Source organism: Slackia sp., from assembly GCF_977041755.1.
Genome location: NZ_CDRRGL010000007.1, coordinates 1 through 14,533, shown reverse-complemented (window position 1 = coordinate 14,533; position 14,533 = coordinate 1). Strand labels below are relative to the sequence as shown.

Genomic DNA, 14,533 nt, shown 5'->3' with positions numbered 1-14,533 from the left:
CTTTTCTATCCTAAAGATAGGATAGTTCAAGCAATTGAGTGTCATATAACTGTATGTTACCATAGCGCCAACGAGGGAATTAGATATCGAAAAAAGGGGTCTCTATGGGGGTAGGGGTTTCGATCGGTAGTTCTTCCGGGGCGACGCGTTTTTCTATGTCGCTCTGCAACTGAAATCACCAAACAATTTAATCGACGGCGCTGGAAAAACCAGCGCATCCAAGCGTATTGCAAGGCTGCCTAAACAACAGTCTTAAGTTTGCGCGCTAAAAGCGTGCATCGATAGTCGTGTATGCAGGGAAAAGGGGGAAATATGGGAAAGCATCAACCGGCTATTTCACGTCGAGGCTTCGTTGCGGCATCGGGAGCCGTCGCCTTGGGCGCAGGCCTGGGAGCCACGGCAACGGGGTGTTCTTCCGGTGGCGACGCGGCAAAGGGAGGGGATGCCCAAAAAGAAGACAAATGGGTTCCTACGACATGCAACATGTGCTTCAATCAGTGCTCCATTCTGGCCCATGTGGTCGATGGAAAGGTTGTTGAGCTCAAGGGCAACCCCGATAGCCCTGTTGGGCGCGGGCATATTTGCGCCAAGGGCGCATCGGGCATTATGCAGCTTTACGATCCGAATCGAATCACGAAGCCGATGAAGCGCACCAATCCCAAAAAGGGGTTTGACCAAGATCCTGGTTGGGAAGAAATCAGCTGGGATGAGGCTTACGAGCTCGTCAACAAAAATATTAGCGAGGCCATTGAGCGCAGCGGCCCCCATGCCGTTACGGGCATGTCGATGGTTGCAAGCCAGGCAGGAAGTCTTGTGCGACATACGGCCCTTGGCGTTATCTACGGCAACGCAGAGGGAAGCTGCTCGGACATCTGCGGCGCTGGCGTGCACCAACTTGAGTATCTGCATACTGGCGCAGGCAATGCGATGCCCGACTACAAATACTGCAATTACATTGTTCAATTCGGAACCAACGCCGGTACGGCGACGCGCCATGGTTTCAACATGACGGTCGAGCCTTTCTCGGAGCGCCGTAAGGAAGGTTTGCGTCTCGTGAGCTTCGACCCCCACATGGGCGGATCTGGCGAGCAGGCTGACCTTTGGGTTCCCATTCTGCCTGGAACCGATGCTGCGGTAGCTTTGGCTATGGCGTATGTTCTTGTTCATGAAGAGAATCTCATCGATGTCGACTTCCTGACGAATCGAACCAATGGCCCCGCGCTTGTTGACCTCGAAACGAAGCGAATCATTCGCGCTGAAGGCTCGAACAAGGCTCTCTATATGGACCTTTCCGACAATGCCGTGAAGCCTTATGACGAGTGCGAGAAGCCTGCGCTTGAAGGCACGTTCGAGGTCGATGGAAAGACGTGCTCGACTGGTTTCACCTTGTACAAGGAGCACATTAAGACCTACACGCCGGAGTATGCGGAAAGCATCTCGACCGTTCCCGCTGCGACGATTCGCCAGGTTGCGAAAGAGTACGGCGAGGCGGCCCATATCGGAGAGGCGATCACCATCGATGGCGTGACGCTTCCGTATCGCCCTGTGTGCGTCGATGCGTTTTCGGGCATTACACGCCACAAGCATTCTTTCTTGACATGCTGGTCGGTATTCTCGCTCAACAATCTTGTTGGCGCGACGAACGCCGTTGGCGGCTTTATCGGCTTTGATCCGGCATGCAATGGCTGGGCCGATAACAATCCCCAGATGGCCTTCCGTCCTGGAATTTGGGAAGAGGACGGCTTCATCGAAGATGTGTCGCTCATGCTCGCGTTCCCGCATTCTTATTATCAGAAGATTCGCGAGTCCGACTATACGCCGACGACGATGGGCATGCTTGAGCTGCAGCCTATGTCTGAGGACAACCACTTTGAGCATGTTGCACAGGCTCATCCGGACCTTTACCACACCCAGGCGGCTGAAGTGGCGTTCTGCTATGCGTGCAATCCGATTAAGTGGTGGGGAAATTACGACGAGCAGGCCGAGATTTTCAAGAGCTACAAATATGTCATCGGCGTCGATATCTTCCTTAACGAGTCCTCGTATTTCTACGACGTGATTCTGCCGGAGTGCTGCTATCTTGAGCGCCTCGAGCCGTTGCCGCACTTCGCTCTCAACCATCGCGTTATTGGCGGTCTCGACAATCCATGGGCCGTTACGGCGTGGCAAAAGGTTGTCGAGCCGAAGGATGACGCGCCGTCGAGCTTCCAGCTCTTTGCCGAGTTGGCGCACCGCGCTGGAAAAGACGCCGAGTTCATCGCGACTTTGAACGCCATGTATCGCGTGAAAGACGAGTATTCGGTTCCTATGGACCAAAAGCTCGAGCCTGAGGCGTTCGCCGATTCGGTGCTCAAGAGCGTCATTGACGAAGAGCATGGTATCGAGTGGATGAAGGAGCATGGCGTTTACACGTATCCCAGGAAGATAGACGAGGTCTATATCTGGGCAAACGATGCTCCCGGAAAAGTTCCTCTGTATTGGGACTTCATGCTTGAGGCAAAGGAAAAGGTCGAAGCGAAGGTAGCCGAGCTTGATATTCCTTGGGAAACCGATGACTATCAGCCGCTCCCCGATTGGAAGCCTGGTTGCGGATTCGATATTGAGGACCCGGATTACGACATCATCCCCGTCTACTACACCGATGCGGTCAATACCGATTCGTGGCTCATGGAGAACCCCTGGATCAATGAGATCAATGAGGCGAATCCCTATGGCTACACCATCGAAATGAACAAGGCGACTGCGGAGGCGAAGGGCTTGGCGAGCGGGGACAGCGTTCGTCTCGAAACTCTCGAGGGCGTTTCTGTCGAAGGCAAGCTTGCGGTTTCCGAGGGCGTTCATGCTTCGTGCGTCTCGGTTATCGGCGGCGACTGGGGCTCGAAGTCGGAGTTCATGCCTATCGCGAAGGACAAGGGCGTGCCGATTGTGCACCTTCTTCCTGGTCAGACGCCCGATCGCATGGATCATGTTTGCTCCGCGTTCGACCAGTGCATCCGCGTCAAAATCGAGAAAATCGCTTAAGGGGGTTGTGAGCTATGGCATATGGAATGCTGATTGATTTGAAAAAATGCGTCGGTTGCCATGCGTGCGCGACGGCATGTAAAGGGGCGCATGGAACCCCTCCGGGGGTAACCCGTTCTCACGTTGAGCGAAGCTTTGAGGGCACGTATCCAGACGCGAGGAAAACGATTCTGCCTGTGTTGTGCAACCATTGCGAAAACGCGCCCTGCGTCGAAGCGTGTCCTTCGGGTGCTACGACGAAGAGGGAAGACGGCATTGTCGTCATTGATAAGGAAGTGTGCATCGGCTGCAAGGCGTGCGTTTCTGCGTGCCCCTATGGCGCTCGTTACTACTACGAGAGCGAAACGGGCTATTTTGGCGAGCTCAACGAGTATGAGCAGGTCAAGTATGCGGAAGATATGCCTACAGGCAAGGTCGACAAATGCACGTTCTGCGCCGACCGAATTGATGCGGGCAAAGGCGAGGTCCAGGCTTGCGTCGCGGCATGCCCGGCGGGAGCTCGAGTTTTCGGCGATCTCGAAGAGATAAAGAAGAAGGCCCTGGACGAAGGCGGCTTCCAGCTTGCTCCGGAAAATGGCACCAATCCATCGGTTTGGTATATTCCGAATAACGTTGTGGAAGCGGGAGAAGCGAAATCCCAGAATTAGGCCGTTGGCGTAAAGCATGAATAGAGAAGGGCGTGCGGGGCACGCCCTTCTTTGTAAGGAGTGCCCATGTCGGAAAGAAACGCTAGTTTTAGAGTTGATGAGCAGGGGCCTCATTGTCTGCGCGTGCCCTCGTTTCATTATGGTTCGGCTGGGCTTACTCCTTTTGAATCTGCGGTGGTGCAGGAGCTTGTCGTTCGCATGTTCGTTAATAGCCGGCAGGTTGATACGCTTACGTGCTCGCCTTGGAGCGTCGAAGAGCTGACCTACGGCAGGTTGTATTTCGATGGGATCATTAACCAGGCGAGCGACGTAACTGACATTCGGATTGATGTCGACGCTGGCTTGGTTGATGTTTTGATTTCCGGCATGATGGGCGCTGCGCCCGATTCTCTTTTGAGGGAGCATAGTGTTCTTTCATACGTGACGCCTCGCTGGATTATTGACAATATGGCTCGATTTGAAGCGAATTCGGGCCTATTCCGTCGTACGGGTGGAATGCATGGAGCGGCAATCGCCGATGCGGGCGGCTTCCTTGCTCGTTTCGATGATGTCGGACGACACAATGCGATGGATAAGCTCGTGGGGTGGTGCCTGAAAAACCGCGTTGATGCGAGCGATAAGGTCGTTTTGTTTAGCGGTCGTGTTCCTTGGGGGATTATCGACAGGGTTGTTAAGTTGGGTGCATATGCAATTGTTTCCCCAGGCGCTCCGACTGATATGTCGATAAAGGCTGCAGACCAGAATCAAATAATGCTTGTGGGGTTTGCCAAGAACGGCGAATTCAACATTTACGCCCATGAGGAGCTTTTGTCTGACGGGGCGGAGGAGGGCCGCCGCCTCGTTTATTGAAGAGGGGGTCTTTTGCGAACGGCCTAATAGCCGAGCTGTCGTTACGGTGAACTTGAGCGTCGGCTACGCCATTTGGGCGGCCTTGGGAATCGTGCTGACCACGATTATCGCGGTGGCTATGTTCGGCGAGCAACTCAACGGCCCCTCAATCGTGGGTATCGCGCTCATTATTGCCGGCGTGGTGCTGGTCAACATGTTCGGCCCGGCGCGCTAGCTGGCTGCCGGAGTGCCGTACGCCTCGATGTGAAAAGGCGCCTGTTAAACGCTACGAGCATTTAGCAGGCGCCTAGCCGCGCTTGAAGTTACGACGTCGGTTTTGCCAACATTAAAACCTTGGGCCCCTCTTGCTGTGCAAGAGGGGCCCCGAAGCTTATTTTCGTCGCCGCACCTACACGCGTTCGGCGAACTTGTAGCCCACGCGCCATACCGTGAGCAGGTATTTTGGTTGCGAGGGGTTGTCTTCGATTTTCTCGCGAATCTTGCGCATGAACACGGTGATGCTGCTTTCGTCCACGCTGCTGTCGCGGCCCCAGATGTGCTCGTAGATTTGGCCGCGCGTGAATGCCTGTCCGGGATTCGACGCGAGCAGTGCCAGGATTTCGAATTCCTTTGCAGTGAGGTCGACCTTCTTGCCACGCAAATACACCTCGTAGCGATTGAAGAAAATCTCAAGGTTGCCCGTTTTGTTCGATCCTTCGCGCTGCGTTGCTTTCGCGTACGCCAAATTGGCTTTGTGGCGACGCAGATGCGCCTCGATGCGCAACAACAGCTCTTCGGAAGAGAACGGCTTCACCACGTAATCGTCGCCTCCGGCTTTGAAGCCGATCGACTTATCGACGATATCGCCTTTTGCAGAAAGGAATATGACGGGAATTCGGCGCCCTTTCTCGCGAATCGCCTTGCATACGTCAAAGCCGTTCATGCCAGGCATCATCACGTCGAGCAGTAACAGGTCGGGATGCTCGGTCGAAAGCAGTTCCAGCCCTTCTTCGCCGCCGTATGCGCCGCAATACGAATACCCCGCGTCTTCCAAAATGCGTTTAATGAGCGTGTGCACGCCGCAATCGTCATCGATGAGCATCACTTTATACGGTTCGGCCATGTCACTATTCCCCCTTTGCCGCTTGGCGAATCGGCAGATGCACCGTAAACGCCGACCCGTGCCCCAGTTCGCTTTCGAGCGTTATGTCTCCGCCGTGCATCTCGACGTATTCTTTCGCCAAAGCAAGGCCCAGGCCCGTTCCTCGATATTTGCGGGATACTGATGAATCAGCCTGCGCGAATCGCTCGAATATGCGATCCTGATCGGCTTTCGCCACGCCAATTCCCGTATCCGATACGCAAATCCATGCCTGTTCGCAGTCGGGATGATAACTCACCGTTACGCGCACCTTTCCGCTTTCGGGCGTGAATTTCATCGCATTGCCGACGAGATTTTCAACCACATGGCGAATTTTCTCGAAATCGGCTTCGATGAGCGGTACGTCGGCGTCGATGGAGCACGAGAAGTCGATGCCGTTGCGATCGGCGAGTGGGCGCATGACCGATTCCACCATGCCCACTACATCGCCGAGCTCGACCGGCTCGCATGCAAGTTCGGTTCTGCCCGCGTCAACGCGGCTCATTTCCAAAATGTCATTAATCATGAGTAGGAGTACGCGTGAATTCGTCTCGATTTCCTGGCGAACCTGGGCTTCACGCGCGTCGCGGGGCGCTCCCTCGCTGTTGAGTATTTCGGAGAATGCCAGAATCGAGGTGAGCGGCGTGCGAAGCTCATGGCTCATCATCGATAAGAAGTCCGATTTGTATTGGTTGTCTTGGGCTAGGCGTTCATTAGCCTCTTCCAGCTGGGCACGTTGCCGTTCAAGGACGGCGTTAGCTTGGGCGAGCTGTGCCGTGCGGTCAGCGACCTGGGATTCGAGGCTGTCATAGAGGTCGGAAAGCTCGCGCGTCATTTTATTAAATTCATCGACCAGCGAATTCAATTCGGGCGACGATTCGACCCGTTCGAGCTTCGCGTCAAGTTCGCCCGCCTGAATTTTCTCAACGCCGCCGCGAATACGCGCGAGTGGTCGCGTGACCAGATACGATAGTGCGGCGTATACGATAAGCAGACACGCGACGAGCACCGCGACGAAGAATTCCACATTGTGCGCAACGTTGTCGCGTTCGGCTTGAATGTAGATATCCATGGGAATCACGATGGAGATGGCTCCGCCTACGTCGCCCACGCTCCAGCCTTCCTTCGCGTGGCCCGTAACGTCGAGCTCACCCGCTGGCTCGCCATGGCATTCCAGGCAGCTCTTCTTGATTTCCATGGGCGCCATGTACCGGTACACCTGCGACCCATCGTACTGCGTGATGCTCGCATAATACGTAAGCGTTGGGTCGGCGTAGAGCGCGTCGAGCCCCTCTGCCTCGAATTCGTCGGGTTCGTCTTCGGAATTGCGCGGATTGAAGTTCACAAAACGCGTGGTGTAGCCTGATTCGATGGAGAACAGCCGGCCTATGCTTCGGCCGACGACGGCGCAATGCAAGCCCTGATAGCTGCCCGTGCTGCCATATGCGGCGGCTTCGAGCTTCTCTTGGTTCGCCGACATGAAATCCCACATAGCGGTCATTTGCTGCGAGAGCACCAGGCCTTTTTCCTGCAGCTCATTCTCGGTTTGTTGGCGCTGGGCTTCTGTCGTCCACACGACGTTAACCGCCAAGGCGACGGCGAACAGCGTCACCATAAGCACGGCGAACTTTGTGCGCAGTTTCACTTTTCGAACGTTTGATTCCAGTTTCCCCATCGCGCCTTCCCCCTAAGGCGAGCTGATTGCCCGTGCTATTTCGGGCATGCCTCCAAAAGCTCCGCTGTTGCGGTTGCGTCGGCCTTGCATACGGCAGCAGCCAGATTTGCGGCGTGAGCGTAGAAGGCGCTAGCGCTTTTCGGCAAGTGGCTTGTCAGGCGTTGAGCAAATTCGCTTGCCCAACAACCTAGATGTTCGGCTAGAAACATCGCCTGACGGCCGAGCGCGACTTTCGCGCCAGGCATATCACCCGAAGAGGCGCACGCTTTCGCTTCGTCGCACAACGCCGCCATGAACGCGAGTTCGGTTGCGATATGGTCGTCGGGGACGTGCGGGTAGCCTGCCGCGGCGAACCCGGCGGTGTGGTATGCGGCACGAACGTCGAGTGTGCTTTGCTGAAATACCAGCTCCTCGCCGCATGCATATACCGATTCCCAAGGCGATGCAGGAAGTTTTCCCGGGCCGATAAACAGGCGCGTATAGTCGTTTGCCAAACTCGACGCATTTGCATCGAGCACCAGCGCTGCCTGGAGTTCGGCGCAGAGCGCCGCGAACTCTTCCATTTCTGGCGAGTCGGCGCCAAAGAACAGTTCGAACTGTTCGCGCGCTGTGCCGAGCGTGGTCTCGATGAGCGTCTCATCGGGCGCATCGCTAAACACGCGCCACAAATATTGATAGACGAACGCGCGGTTTGCACATGCGTTCGCAACGATTTCATTTGCTTCCATAGCGGTTCCTTCCCTTCGAACCATGATACGCGAAAGCCGCGCCAGCGGGGAGGGATGCTGGTGCGGCTTGTTGGAGGGTGTGCGCTTTTACAGGATTACCTTGCGGAAATCATTCTCGAGCGCCGCCGGGCGAGCGTCGATGAGGGTATGCGGGCCCGTTTGGGAAGAATCAGGCAGGATCGCAATTTGGTCGACGGCGTCGGGATGCGCCGCGACCAGATCATCGTAGACGCCGAATTCGAGTGCGCGCATGGGGCATGCGGCTACGCATGCGGGTTGCTCGCCGTTCTGGCGCAGCACGTAGCACGCGTCGCACTTGTGCACCATCTTCTGCTCTTCGAGGTACTGAGGCACGCTGTAGGGGCACGACTGCACGCAATATTGGCAGCCGATGCATTTTTCGTCATCGTGCTGTACGGTGCCGTCGGTCTCGTCGATATACATGGCCTCGGTCGGGCAGGCCTCGACACACGCGGGGTTCTCGCAATGGTTGCACGTCGCCGCGTAGTGGTACGACTTCACCGAAGGGAACTCGCCAATTTCGAAGTCGACCACGTGGCGGAACAAGGTGCCAACTTCAAGATCGTTTTTATCTTTGCAGGCGACTTGGCAGGTCTTGCAGCCAACGCAAGAATTCTGATCGAAATAGAAGCCCATTCGCTTGGTATCTTCAGTTGCCATGATTATTCACCATCTTTCAGGGGCATGCGAGCGGGCAGGTCGGCGTCGGCCTCCAAAGCGGCGCCCGTGTATTTTTCAATCTTGCAAAGGGCGGAGTTGTAGCCAGATACCGCAGCGCCTGTCGGGGTTTGCGCGATGAGGTAGTTGTCCGCACCGGCCTGGTCGATGCCCGTTTCTTCATCGACCTGCACCCATGCGCCATGGGGCAGGGCGACAACGCCCGGGCGCACGCGTGCGGTAACGGTTGCGGGGCGCACGCATTTGCCTACCGGGCTCGTAAGGAGCACCGTGTCTCCGTCGGCAATGCCAGCTGCTGCTGCATCTTCGCGAGAAATGAAGACCGGATTGGTCCATGCTTCGCGCAGCCACGATACGTTGTCGAATGCGGTGTGCGCGCGACGCAGGTAATGGGGATTGATCACCTGCAGCGGATATTCGCCAGGGGTCTTGCTATCCCAATCGGCGAAGCTGCTTTCGTAGCCGTTTACGACGGGAATATAGGTAGGAATCGGCTCAATGGAGCTCCAGCCAATGGCGTTGACCATGTCGGCCCACGATTGGCTGTAGATTTCGAGCTTGCCGGACGGGGTGTCGACGGGGTTCTTCTCGGGATCTTTGCAGAAATCCTCGAGGGCAATGTAGCCGTAATTGTCGCCCACGTGGCGCTCCACCTGATACACGCCGCGCTTCATGAGCTCCGTGTATTCGAGCTCGCCATCTTGCGCAGAGCCCTCGACGCCGAGTGCCTTAATGTCGTCGTCGGTGACTTTCACGGCATTCTTTTCGGTTTTTCCGTCGGCATCGATGACCTTCATCGAGGTGAGCACGTTGAAGAACTGCTGCTCCGCGTCGAATGGATAGATGTCTTCCTTCTTCAAACCGAGCTTCTCGCCGAGCTCGCAGGCGATATCCTGGTCAGATTTGCTTTCGAACAGCGGGTCGATGATGCGCTCGTATGCCTGTACCATTTCGCGATTGCTCTTGTGAACGAGGTTGCCGCCGATAAGGCCATGGGCGCGTTCCCATTCCGTGGAAATGGGGAGCACGATGTCAGAGTAGCGGGCCGATGTTGTGTAGAACTGCGCGTGGCTTACGACCATATCGACCTTGCGGAAAGCCTCGATGCCCTTCGTCATGCCAACGTTGGTCTGCAGCTTATTGCCGCCGTTGTTGTAAATGACGTGGATGTCGATGTCGCGCTGCTCGGCGGGATCGTAGTGGCCCGTGCCGGTGAACTTGTAGTGGCCGTTCAGGATCGCGCCCCAAACCTCGTTGCCGTTGATTTCGTCATCAACGGGGTTCTCGATTTTGGGAAGGCCGTCTTTGCCGTTCGTGACCAGCGCATAGCCGCCGTTGCCCGACGTGCAGTGCATGGTCGTGCCAGTCATGTGGCCCGATTTGCCCATATGGCCGCCCATGGCGCCAATCGTCATCACGAGCTGCGGCAGGCTGTCTACGTTGTTTACGCGGGCGTTCGCTGCGGAGCTCAAGAAAGCGACCTTGTTCTTCTTGCCCATGGTAACGGCAAGCTTGCGAATCGCATCGGCGTCGATGCCGCAAATCTCGCTTGCCCATTCGGGCGTTTTCGGCGTGCCGTCATAGGTGCCCATGACGTAGTCTTTGAAGTTCTTATTATCCTTGGCGTCGGCCGGCATGTGGTCGGCGTCGAAACCGACTGTGCACTTATTCAGGAAGTCCCAATCGATGATGTCTTCCTTGTCGTCCTGCTCGAGCATTGCGTACGCCAAGCCGAACATGAAAGGCATGTCGGTTGCGGGGCGAATAGGCAGCCATTCCGCGTCGAGCGCTGCGGCGCTTTCGCAATACATCGGGTCGATGTAGATGAACTTGGCGCCAGCCTTTTTGGCTTCAAGGTAGTTGAGCATTTGGCTGCCGGCGGCCGACCATGCGGGATTCATTGCCATCATCACGATGGTCTCGCAATTGCGCAAATCGTAGCGGTCGTTAATGGTCTGGTCAGGCGTTTTGTTTACATTGAAGCCAATAATGTTGGGGCATTTGTCCCATGAACCGTAAGAGTTGGTGTCCCAGAAGTTGGTGAAGCCACCGAACAGGCCGAGCGTACGGGTGAGCTCGGAATTCCAACCCTTGAGCAGCAGGATGGAGCGGTTGCCGTATTGCTCTTTGGCCTTCTGCAGTCCATCGGCGATGTATTTGTAGGCCTCATCCCAGCTGATGCGCTCCCACTCGTCGATGCCGCGCAAATCGCCGTTCGGGTTGTCGGGCGACCAATTCTTGCGCTTCATGGGGTATTTCAGGCGATCTGCCGCGAAAACCTGTTTGCGTTGGGCGTGTCCGCGCAGGCACGAGCGCTGCTGCGGATAATCGGCGCTGTCCTCATGGCTGTCGTCAGTCTTCTGACGAACAACGACGCCATCTTTCACCAGCACTTTATTAACGCAGCGGCCGCCGCAGTTATGCCAGCATGCTGCCGCTTTCCATTCGCCGTCGATGATATCGCGGCCGTCGGAGCCTGTCGTTACTGCCGGTTCTTCGGTCTTTTCGACCTTGTTGGTGGAACATCCCGCCAAGCTCGTTGCCGCCAACGCAGCCGTAGCAGCAGCGGTCGTCGCTACGAAGCCGCGGCGGCTCATCTGCGTTGCTTGCTGCACGCGATCGAGATAGCTCATTGTTTCCCCCTTCTTCAATTCCCCCTCGAGCGCCTCGCGCTCGTCTTTTTGGCCTTTCGACCTAATAGCAGGTTACGAATCGCGCCGATTAATGACAATGCAGCCTTTATTGAGTGTTTCTTACCGAAATCTTTCCGAATTATTAATCACCGTTGAGGAGTGGATTATTTTCGGTACAAAAACAATTATTGGCCACCCATTACAGTCTGAGATAAGCCGCCGATGAACCTCGGTGGCAAGCATTTGGCGCATTGCCTACGATACGGGCAAGCCCCGAGGGGCCGCCGATCGGGCGCCTCCGGATGGCCGTCTGCCCCTGCCCCGAAGTGGCTTGTATCGTTTTTTCGGACACGCATGCTAGAGGAACCAATCCCTTAGAATGCATACCAGCGACGACGAAAGGAAGGCGAGCATGGCCAACCCAGCCGCCAAGCACGCCGTCATCGAGTTCATCGAGGCGAACTACAACCGAAGAAGGTTCCATTCGACCATCGGCTACCAGGTGCCCGCGCGGGCCATGGAATCGTTCTTCGAGCGGACCAAGCCGGCCGAAGAGGGGCTTCCCATGGCCGCGTAATTCCTCAAGCTTCCGTGTCCGAAAACTTGACACAGGTCACTTTTGCGATACATCCACCTCAACAAAGACATCTTAAGGCGATTTGTGCTACAACGACATATATTGCGTACGCTTTAACGTACTGATAAAATAAGTACGTTAAAGCGTACGTTTATAAGGAGGCAAAAATGACTTCTGTTACCGCGACGGCATTTCGCAAAGACATGTATAACATCATTGCCCAGACAAATGAAAATTGCGCGCCCATTGCCATCACGAATAGTAGGGGGAAAGGCGCTGTGCTTGTGGGCGAAGACGAATGGGCTGCTATCGAGGAGACGCTGTACCTGATGGGGATTCCCGGGGTCGCCCAATCGCTCATTGAGGGGCGTGATGCGAGTCTCGACGAATGCGTTTCCGAAGATGAGCTGGACTGGTAGCCATGTATAAGGTCGTTTTTACCAAACAGGCTCAGAAGGATGCGCGTAAGCTGAAAGCCGCTGGGCTAGATAAGAAGGCGAAGTCTCTCGTTGAGGTGGTGCGTGATAATCCATTTGGAACTCCGCCTGCGTACGAGGGTCTTGTGGGGAGCCTTTCTGGCCTCTATTCTCGAAGGATTAACATTCAGCATCGTTTTGTCTACCAGGTAATTCGTGAGCCGCTTACAGAAAACGATGCGTCGTACGAAGGCATAGTCAAAGTAGTACGCATGTGGACGCATTACGATGATGTGCGATAGCTTGGCATTCCGGCAAAAGGTTTCATCCTGTGCGGCCGTGTTCGCGGTGACGCTTGTTGCGTGCGCGTCTCATACGGCGAAGTTTTCCAATGGCGCCGATTTTGACCGCGATTTACGTGGAAGTGGTCAAAACTGTCGCCATTTGCAAATAATCGCATGCTCCAATGCTCGGCCCACCTTCGCCCAGCGCGCCCGACTCATCGTCCTTTCTTTCGACGCTTTGCTCACCTGGGGTTTTGCGGAAGTGAACTGTCCTTCGAAGCGTTTGGGGGAGCTTCGAGGGATGGTTCGCGGGAATGGGATTTGCAAATGGCGCCGGTTTTGACCATCTCGACGCGGATTGTGGTCAAAACCGCCGCCATTGGAAATCCGGGGCCTGGCACCAATGCTTGCCAAGCAAGGTGAATCTGAATCTGAATCTACCCCGATTTCATTGACGCCTTCTACGCCGCCCTTGGGCGGCCTTCGTCATCCGGCCAATTGGCCCCTTCGAACTCGGCCGGGCTCATGTAGCCCAGCGCCGAGTGGATCCTCGCGCGGTTGTACACCACCTCGATGCGCTCGAAGATGTCGAGCGCGGCCTCGTCGCGCGTGGCGTAGGCCCGCGCGTGCACGCACTCCGACTTCACGATGCCCATGAGCGACTCCATGGCCGCGTTGTCCCACGGCGAGGATATCGAGCCCATGTACGGGCGGATTTCGTGCTCGCGCATGGTCTTGGACAGCAGCAGCGACACGTATTGGGCTTCGTGGTCGAAATGGTGAAAAATGTATTGACGCTAACAACCACCCCTCTCTGCAGTAAATCTGTCTCTGACCTCCGCTTATTCTCATCAAAGGATTATTCTTAACAAAAAATGGATTGCCCCTGTTTTTGTTAAGAAAGAAAATTTCTATCGAGGGAGAACTCTTCAGGGGGAAGAGTTCCAATTGAATAAAGGGGGAGAGATGGGTATCACCGATACCGGCATCAGCCGCCGTAAGTTTATGCAGGGGAGCATGGCGGTTGCCGCCGGCGCCGCTGCGCTTTCTGCGTTTGGCTGTGCCCCAAATGCCGAGGTCAAGAAAACCGATAAGACCGAGGCAGTGAACCCGGAAGAAGGCGGAACGTGGGTTAACGCAGCTTGCTGGCACAATTGCGGCGGCCGTTGCGTGAACAAGGTCATGGTGAAAGACGGCGCTGTCGTTCGCCAAAAGACCGACGATAGCCACGAAGACAGCCCTGAATACCCGCAGCAGCGTGGCTGCGTGCGCGGCAAGGCGCAGCAGCAGCAGTGCTTCGGCGCCGACCGCATTATGCACCCGCTCAAGCGTAAGGGTTGGCAGCCTGGCGGCGGCAGCAACTCCAATGGCGAGAACCGCGGCAAAGACGAGTGGGAAGTCATTAGCTGGGACGAGGCAATCGACCTTGCGTGCCAGGAAATCAAGCGCATCTCCGACGAATACGGCCCCACGGGCTTCTATTGCAAATCTCCCGATCCCAGCATTAACGTAATGTGCGGCTGCGCGCGCGGCTGGGATACCACCTCGCACGGCACCTACACGCTTGGTGCGGAAATGATCGGCCTGCCGAGCTGCGGCCTTGGCAACGCCAACGATCGCTTCGACATGAAGAATGCCGAATACATCATTATGTACGCTTCGAACCCGACGTGGTCTGCCGCCGGCACCCCGACGTACTATTACATTCAGGCTCACGAGGCCGGCGCGAAGTTCATCTGCGTTGACCCGCTGTACAACGCTTCTGCTCAAATGCTCGACGCCGACTGGCTGCCCGTTCGCAACGGCACCGACATGGCCTTCCTGTTGGCCACGGCCTACGAGATGCTTCGCCTCGACGAGGCCGAAGGCGATATCGTCGACTGG

At 56.0% G+C, this 14,533-nt stretch carries 14 protein-coding genes and 1 pseudogene; 9 read left to right on the top strand and 6 right to left on the bottom strand.

Annotation, left to right across the window (positions count from 1 at the left end; all coding sequences use genetic code 11):
• Positions 1 to 312 precede the first annotated feature (312 nt).
• From ACWI8T_RS01505 to ACWI8T_RS01485, 5 genes and pseudogenes are all read left to right on the top strand, one after another.
• Positions 313 to 3,021 carry a molybdopterin-dependent oxidoreductase gene (locus ACWI8T_RS01505; RefSeq protein WP_449137686.1) on the top strand — a complete coding sequence of 903 codons (2,709 nt, stop codon included), beginning with the start codon at positions 313 to 315 and terminating at the stop codon, positions 3,019 to 3,021.
• A 14-nt stretch (positions 3,022 to 3,035) separates the two neighbouring features.
• Positions 3,036 to 3,101: pseudogene (locus ACWI8T_RS01500) on the top strand (4Fe-4S binding protein); the annotation flags it as partial.
• 96 nt (positions 3,102 to 3,197) lie between these two features.
• On the top strand, positions 3,198 to 3,668 hold the full coding sequence (locus tag ACWI8T_RS01495) for a 4Fe-4S dicluster domain-containing protein (RefSeq protein WP_367113808.1): 471 nt from the start codon (positions 3,198 to 3,200) through the stop codon (positions 3,666 to 3,668).
• Between the two features lie 198 nt (positions 3,669 to 3,866).
• A complete protein-coding gene (locus ACWI8T_RS01490; protein WP_449137685.1) occupies positions 3,867 to 4,517 on the top strand; it encodes a formate dehydrogenase accessory sulfurtransferase FdhD in 651 nt (216 codons plus the stop codon).
• Positions 4,465 to 4,731: a DMT family transporter gene (locus ACWI8T_RS01485; RefSeq protein WP_449137684.1), complete on the top strand. Its 267-nt coding sequence runs from the start codon at positions 4,465 to 4,467 to the stop codon at positions 4,729 to 4,731. The genes ACWI8T_RS01490 and ACWI8T_RS01485 overlap by 53 nt, the downstream gene beginning before the upstream one ends.
• 174 nt (positions 4,732 to 4,905) lie before the next feature.
• Here ACWI8T_RS01485 and ACWI8T_RS01480 read toward each other — a convergent pair whose 3' ends face one another.
• The 5 genes from ACWI8T_RS01480 to ACWI8T_RS01460 form a co-directional block, all read right to left on the bottom strand.
• Positions 4,906 to 5,619: a response regulator transcription factor gene (locus ACWI8T_RS01480; protein ID WP_449137683.1), complete on the bottom strand. Its 714-nt coding sequence runs from the start codon at positions 5,617 to 5,619 to the stop codon at positions 4,906 to 4,908.
• Positions 5,620 to 5,623: 4 nt separating this feature from the next.
• The gene (locus ACWI8T_RS01475) at positions 5,624 to 7,312 is read right to left on the bottom strand and encodes a c-type heme family protein (RefSeq protein ID WP_449137682.1); all 1,689 of its coding nucleotides are present in this window, start codon (positions 7,310 to 7,312) and stop codon (positions 5,624 to 5,626) included.
• Positions 7,313 to 7,347: 35 nt separating this feature from the next.
• Complete coding sequence (locus tag ACWI8T_RS01470; RefSeq protein ID WP_449137681.1) at positions 7,348 to 8,040, bottom strand: TorD/DmsD family molecular chaperone; 693 nt, start codon at positions 8,038 to 8,040, stop codon at positions 7,348 to 7,350.
• Between the two features lie 87 nt (positions 8,041 to 8,127).
• Positions 8,128 to 8,721 carry a 4Fe-4S dicluster domain-containing protein gene (locus ACWI8T_RS01465; protein ID WP_449137680.1) on the bottom strand — a complete coding sequence of 198 codons (594 nt, stop codon included), beginning with the start codon at positions 8,719 to 8,721 and terminating at the stop codon, positions 8,128 to 8,130.
• Between the two features lie 2 nt (positions 8,722 to 8,723).
• The gene (locus tag ACWI8T_RS01460) at positions 8,724 to 11,372 is read right to left on the bottom strand and encodes a molybdopterin-dependent oxidoreductase (RefSeq protein ID WP_449137679.1); all 2,649 of its coding nucleotides are present in this window, start codon (positions 11,370 to 11,372) and stop codon (positions 8,724 to 8,726) included.
• A gap of 412 nt (positions 11,373 to 11,784) precedes the next feature.
• Between ACWI8T_RS01460 and ACWI8T_RS01455 the strand changes: the two genes are divergently transcribed.
• From ACWI8T_RS01455 to ACWI8T_RS01445, 3 genes are all read left to right on the top strand, one after another.
• A complete protein-coding gene (locus ACWI8T_RS01455; RefSeq protein WP_449137678.1) occupies positions 11,785 to 11,949 on the top strand; it encodes a hypothetical protein in 165 nt (54 codons plus the stop codon).
• 167 nt (positions 11,950 to 12,116) lie between these two features.
• Complete coding sequence (locus tag ACWI8T_RS01450; protein ID WP_449137677.1) at positions 12,117 to 12,368, top strand: type II toxin-antitoxin system Phd/YefM family antitoxin; 252 nt, start codon at positions 12,117 to 12,119, stop codon at positions 12,366 to 12,368.
• Between the two features lie 2 nt (positions 12,369 to 12,370).
• Positions 12,371 to 12,667, top strand: a complete 297-nt coding sequence (locus tag ACWI8T_RS01445; protein WP_449137676.1) for a Txe/YoeB family addiction module toxin — start codon at positions 12,371 to 12,373, stop codon at positions 12,665 to 12,667.
• Between the two features lie 443 nt (positions 12,668 to 13,110).
• Here the strand turns inward: ACWI8T_RS01445 and ACWI8T_RS01440 are convergent, their stop codons facing one another.
• Positions 13,111 to 13,404 carry an IS3 family transposase gene (locus ACWI8T_RS01440; protein ID WP_288483116.1) on the bottom strand — a complete coding sequence of 98 codons (294 nt, stop codon included), beginning with the start codon at positions 13,402 to 13,404 and terminating at the stop codon, positions 13,111 to 13,113.
• A gap of 211 nt (positions 13,405 to 13,615) precedes the next feature.
• Here ACWI8T_RS01440 and ACWI8T_RS01435 point away from each other — a divergent pair.
• On the top strand, positions 13,616 to 14,533 hold a 918-nt coding region (locus ACWI8T_RS01435), incomplete at its 3' end, for a molybdopterin-dependent oxidoreductase (RefSeq protein ID WP_449137675.1).

What these genes read in the sequence shown, in the direction of transcription:
- ACWI8T_RS01505 (WP_449137686.1), top strand. Translation starts at nt 313, where the DNA reads ATGGGAAAGCATCAACCGGCTATTTCACGTCGAGGCTTCGTTGCGGCA.
- ACWI8T_RS01490 (WP_449137685.1), top strand. Translation starts at nt 3,867, where the DNA reads ATGTTCGTTAATAGCCGGCAGGTTGATACGCTTACGTGCTCGCCTTGG.
- ACWI8T_RS01485 (WP_449137684.1), top strand. Translation starts at nt 4,465, where the DNA reads ATGAGGAGCTTTTGTCTGACGGGGCGGAGGAGGGCCGCCGCCTCGTTT.
- ACWI8T_RS01480 (WP_449137683.1), bottom strand. Translation starts at nt 5,619, where the DNA reads ATGGCCGAACCGTATAAAGTGATGCTCATCGATGACGATTGCGGCGTG.
- ACWI8T_RS01475 (WP_449137682.1), bottom strand. Translation starts at nt 7,312, where the DNA reads ATGGGGAAACTGGAATCAAACGTTCGAAAAGTGAAACTGCGCACAAAG.
- ACWI8T_RS01470 (WP_449137681.1), bottom strand. Translation starts at nt 8,040, where the DNA reads ATGGAAGCAAATGAAATCGTTGCGAACGCATGTGCAAACCGCGCGTTC.
- ACWI8T_RS01465 (WP_449137680.1), bottom strand. Translation starts at nt 8,721, where the DNA reads ATGGCAACTGAAGATACCAAGCGAATGGGCTTCTATTTCGATCAGAAT.
- ACWI8T_RS01460 (WP_449137679.1), bottom strand. Translation starts at nt 11,372, where the DNA reads ATGAGCTATCTCGATCGCGTGCAGCAAGCAACGCAGATGAGCCGCCGC.
- ACWI8T_RS01455 (WP_449137678.1), top strand. Translation starts at nt 11,785, where the DNA reads ATGGCCAACCCAGCCGCCAAGCACGCCGTCATCGAGTTCATCGAGGCG.
- ACWI8T_RS01450 (WP_449137677.1), top strand. Translation starts at nt 12,117, where the DNA reads ATGACTTCTGTTACCGCGACGGCATTTCGCAAAGACATGTATAACATC.
- ACWI8T_RS01445 (WP_449137676.1), top strand. Translation starts at nt 12,371, where the DNA reads ATGTATAAGGTCGTTTTTACCAAACAGGCTCAGAAGGATGCGCGTAAG.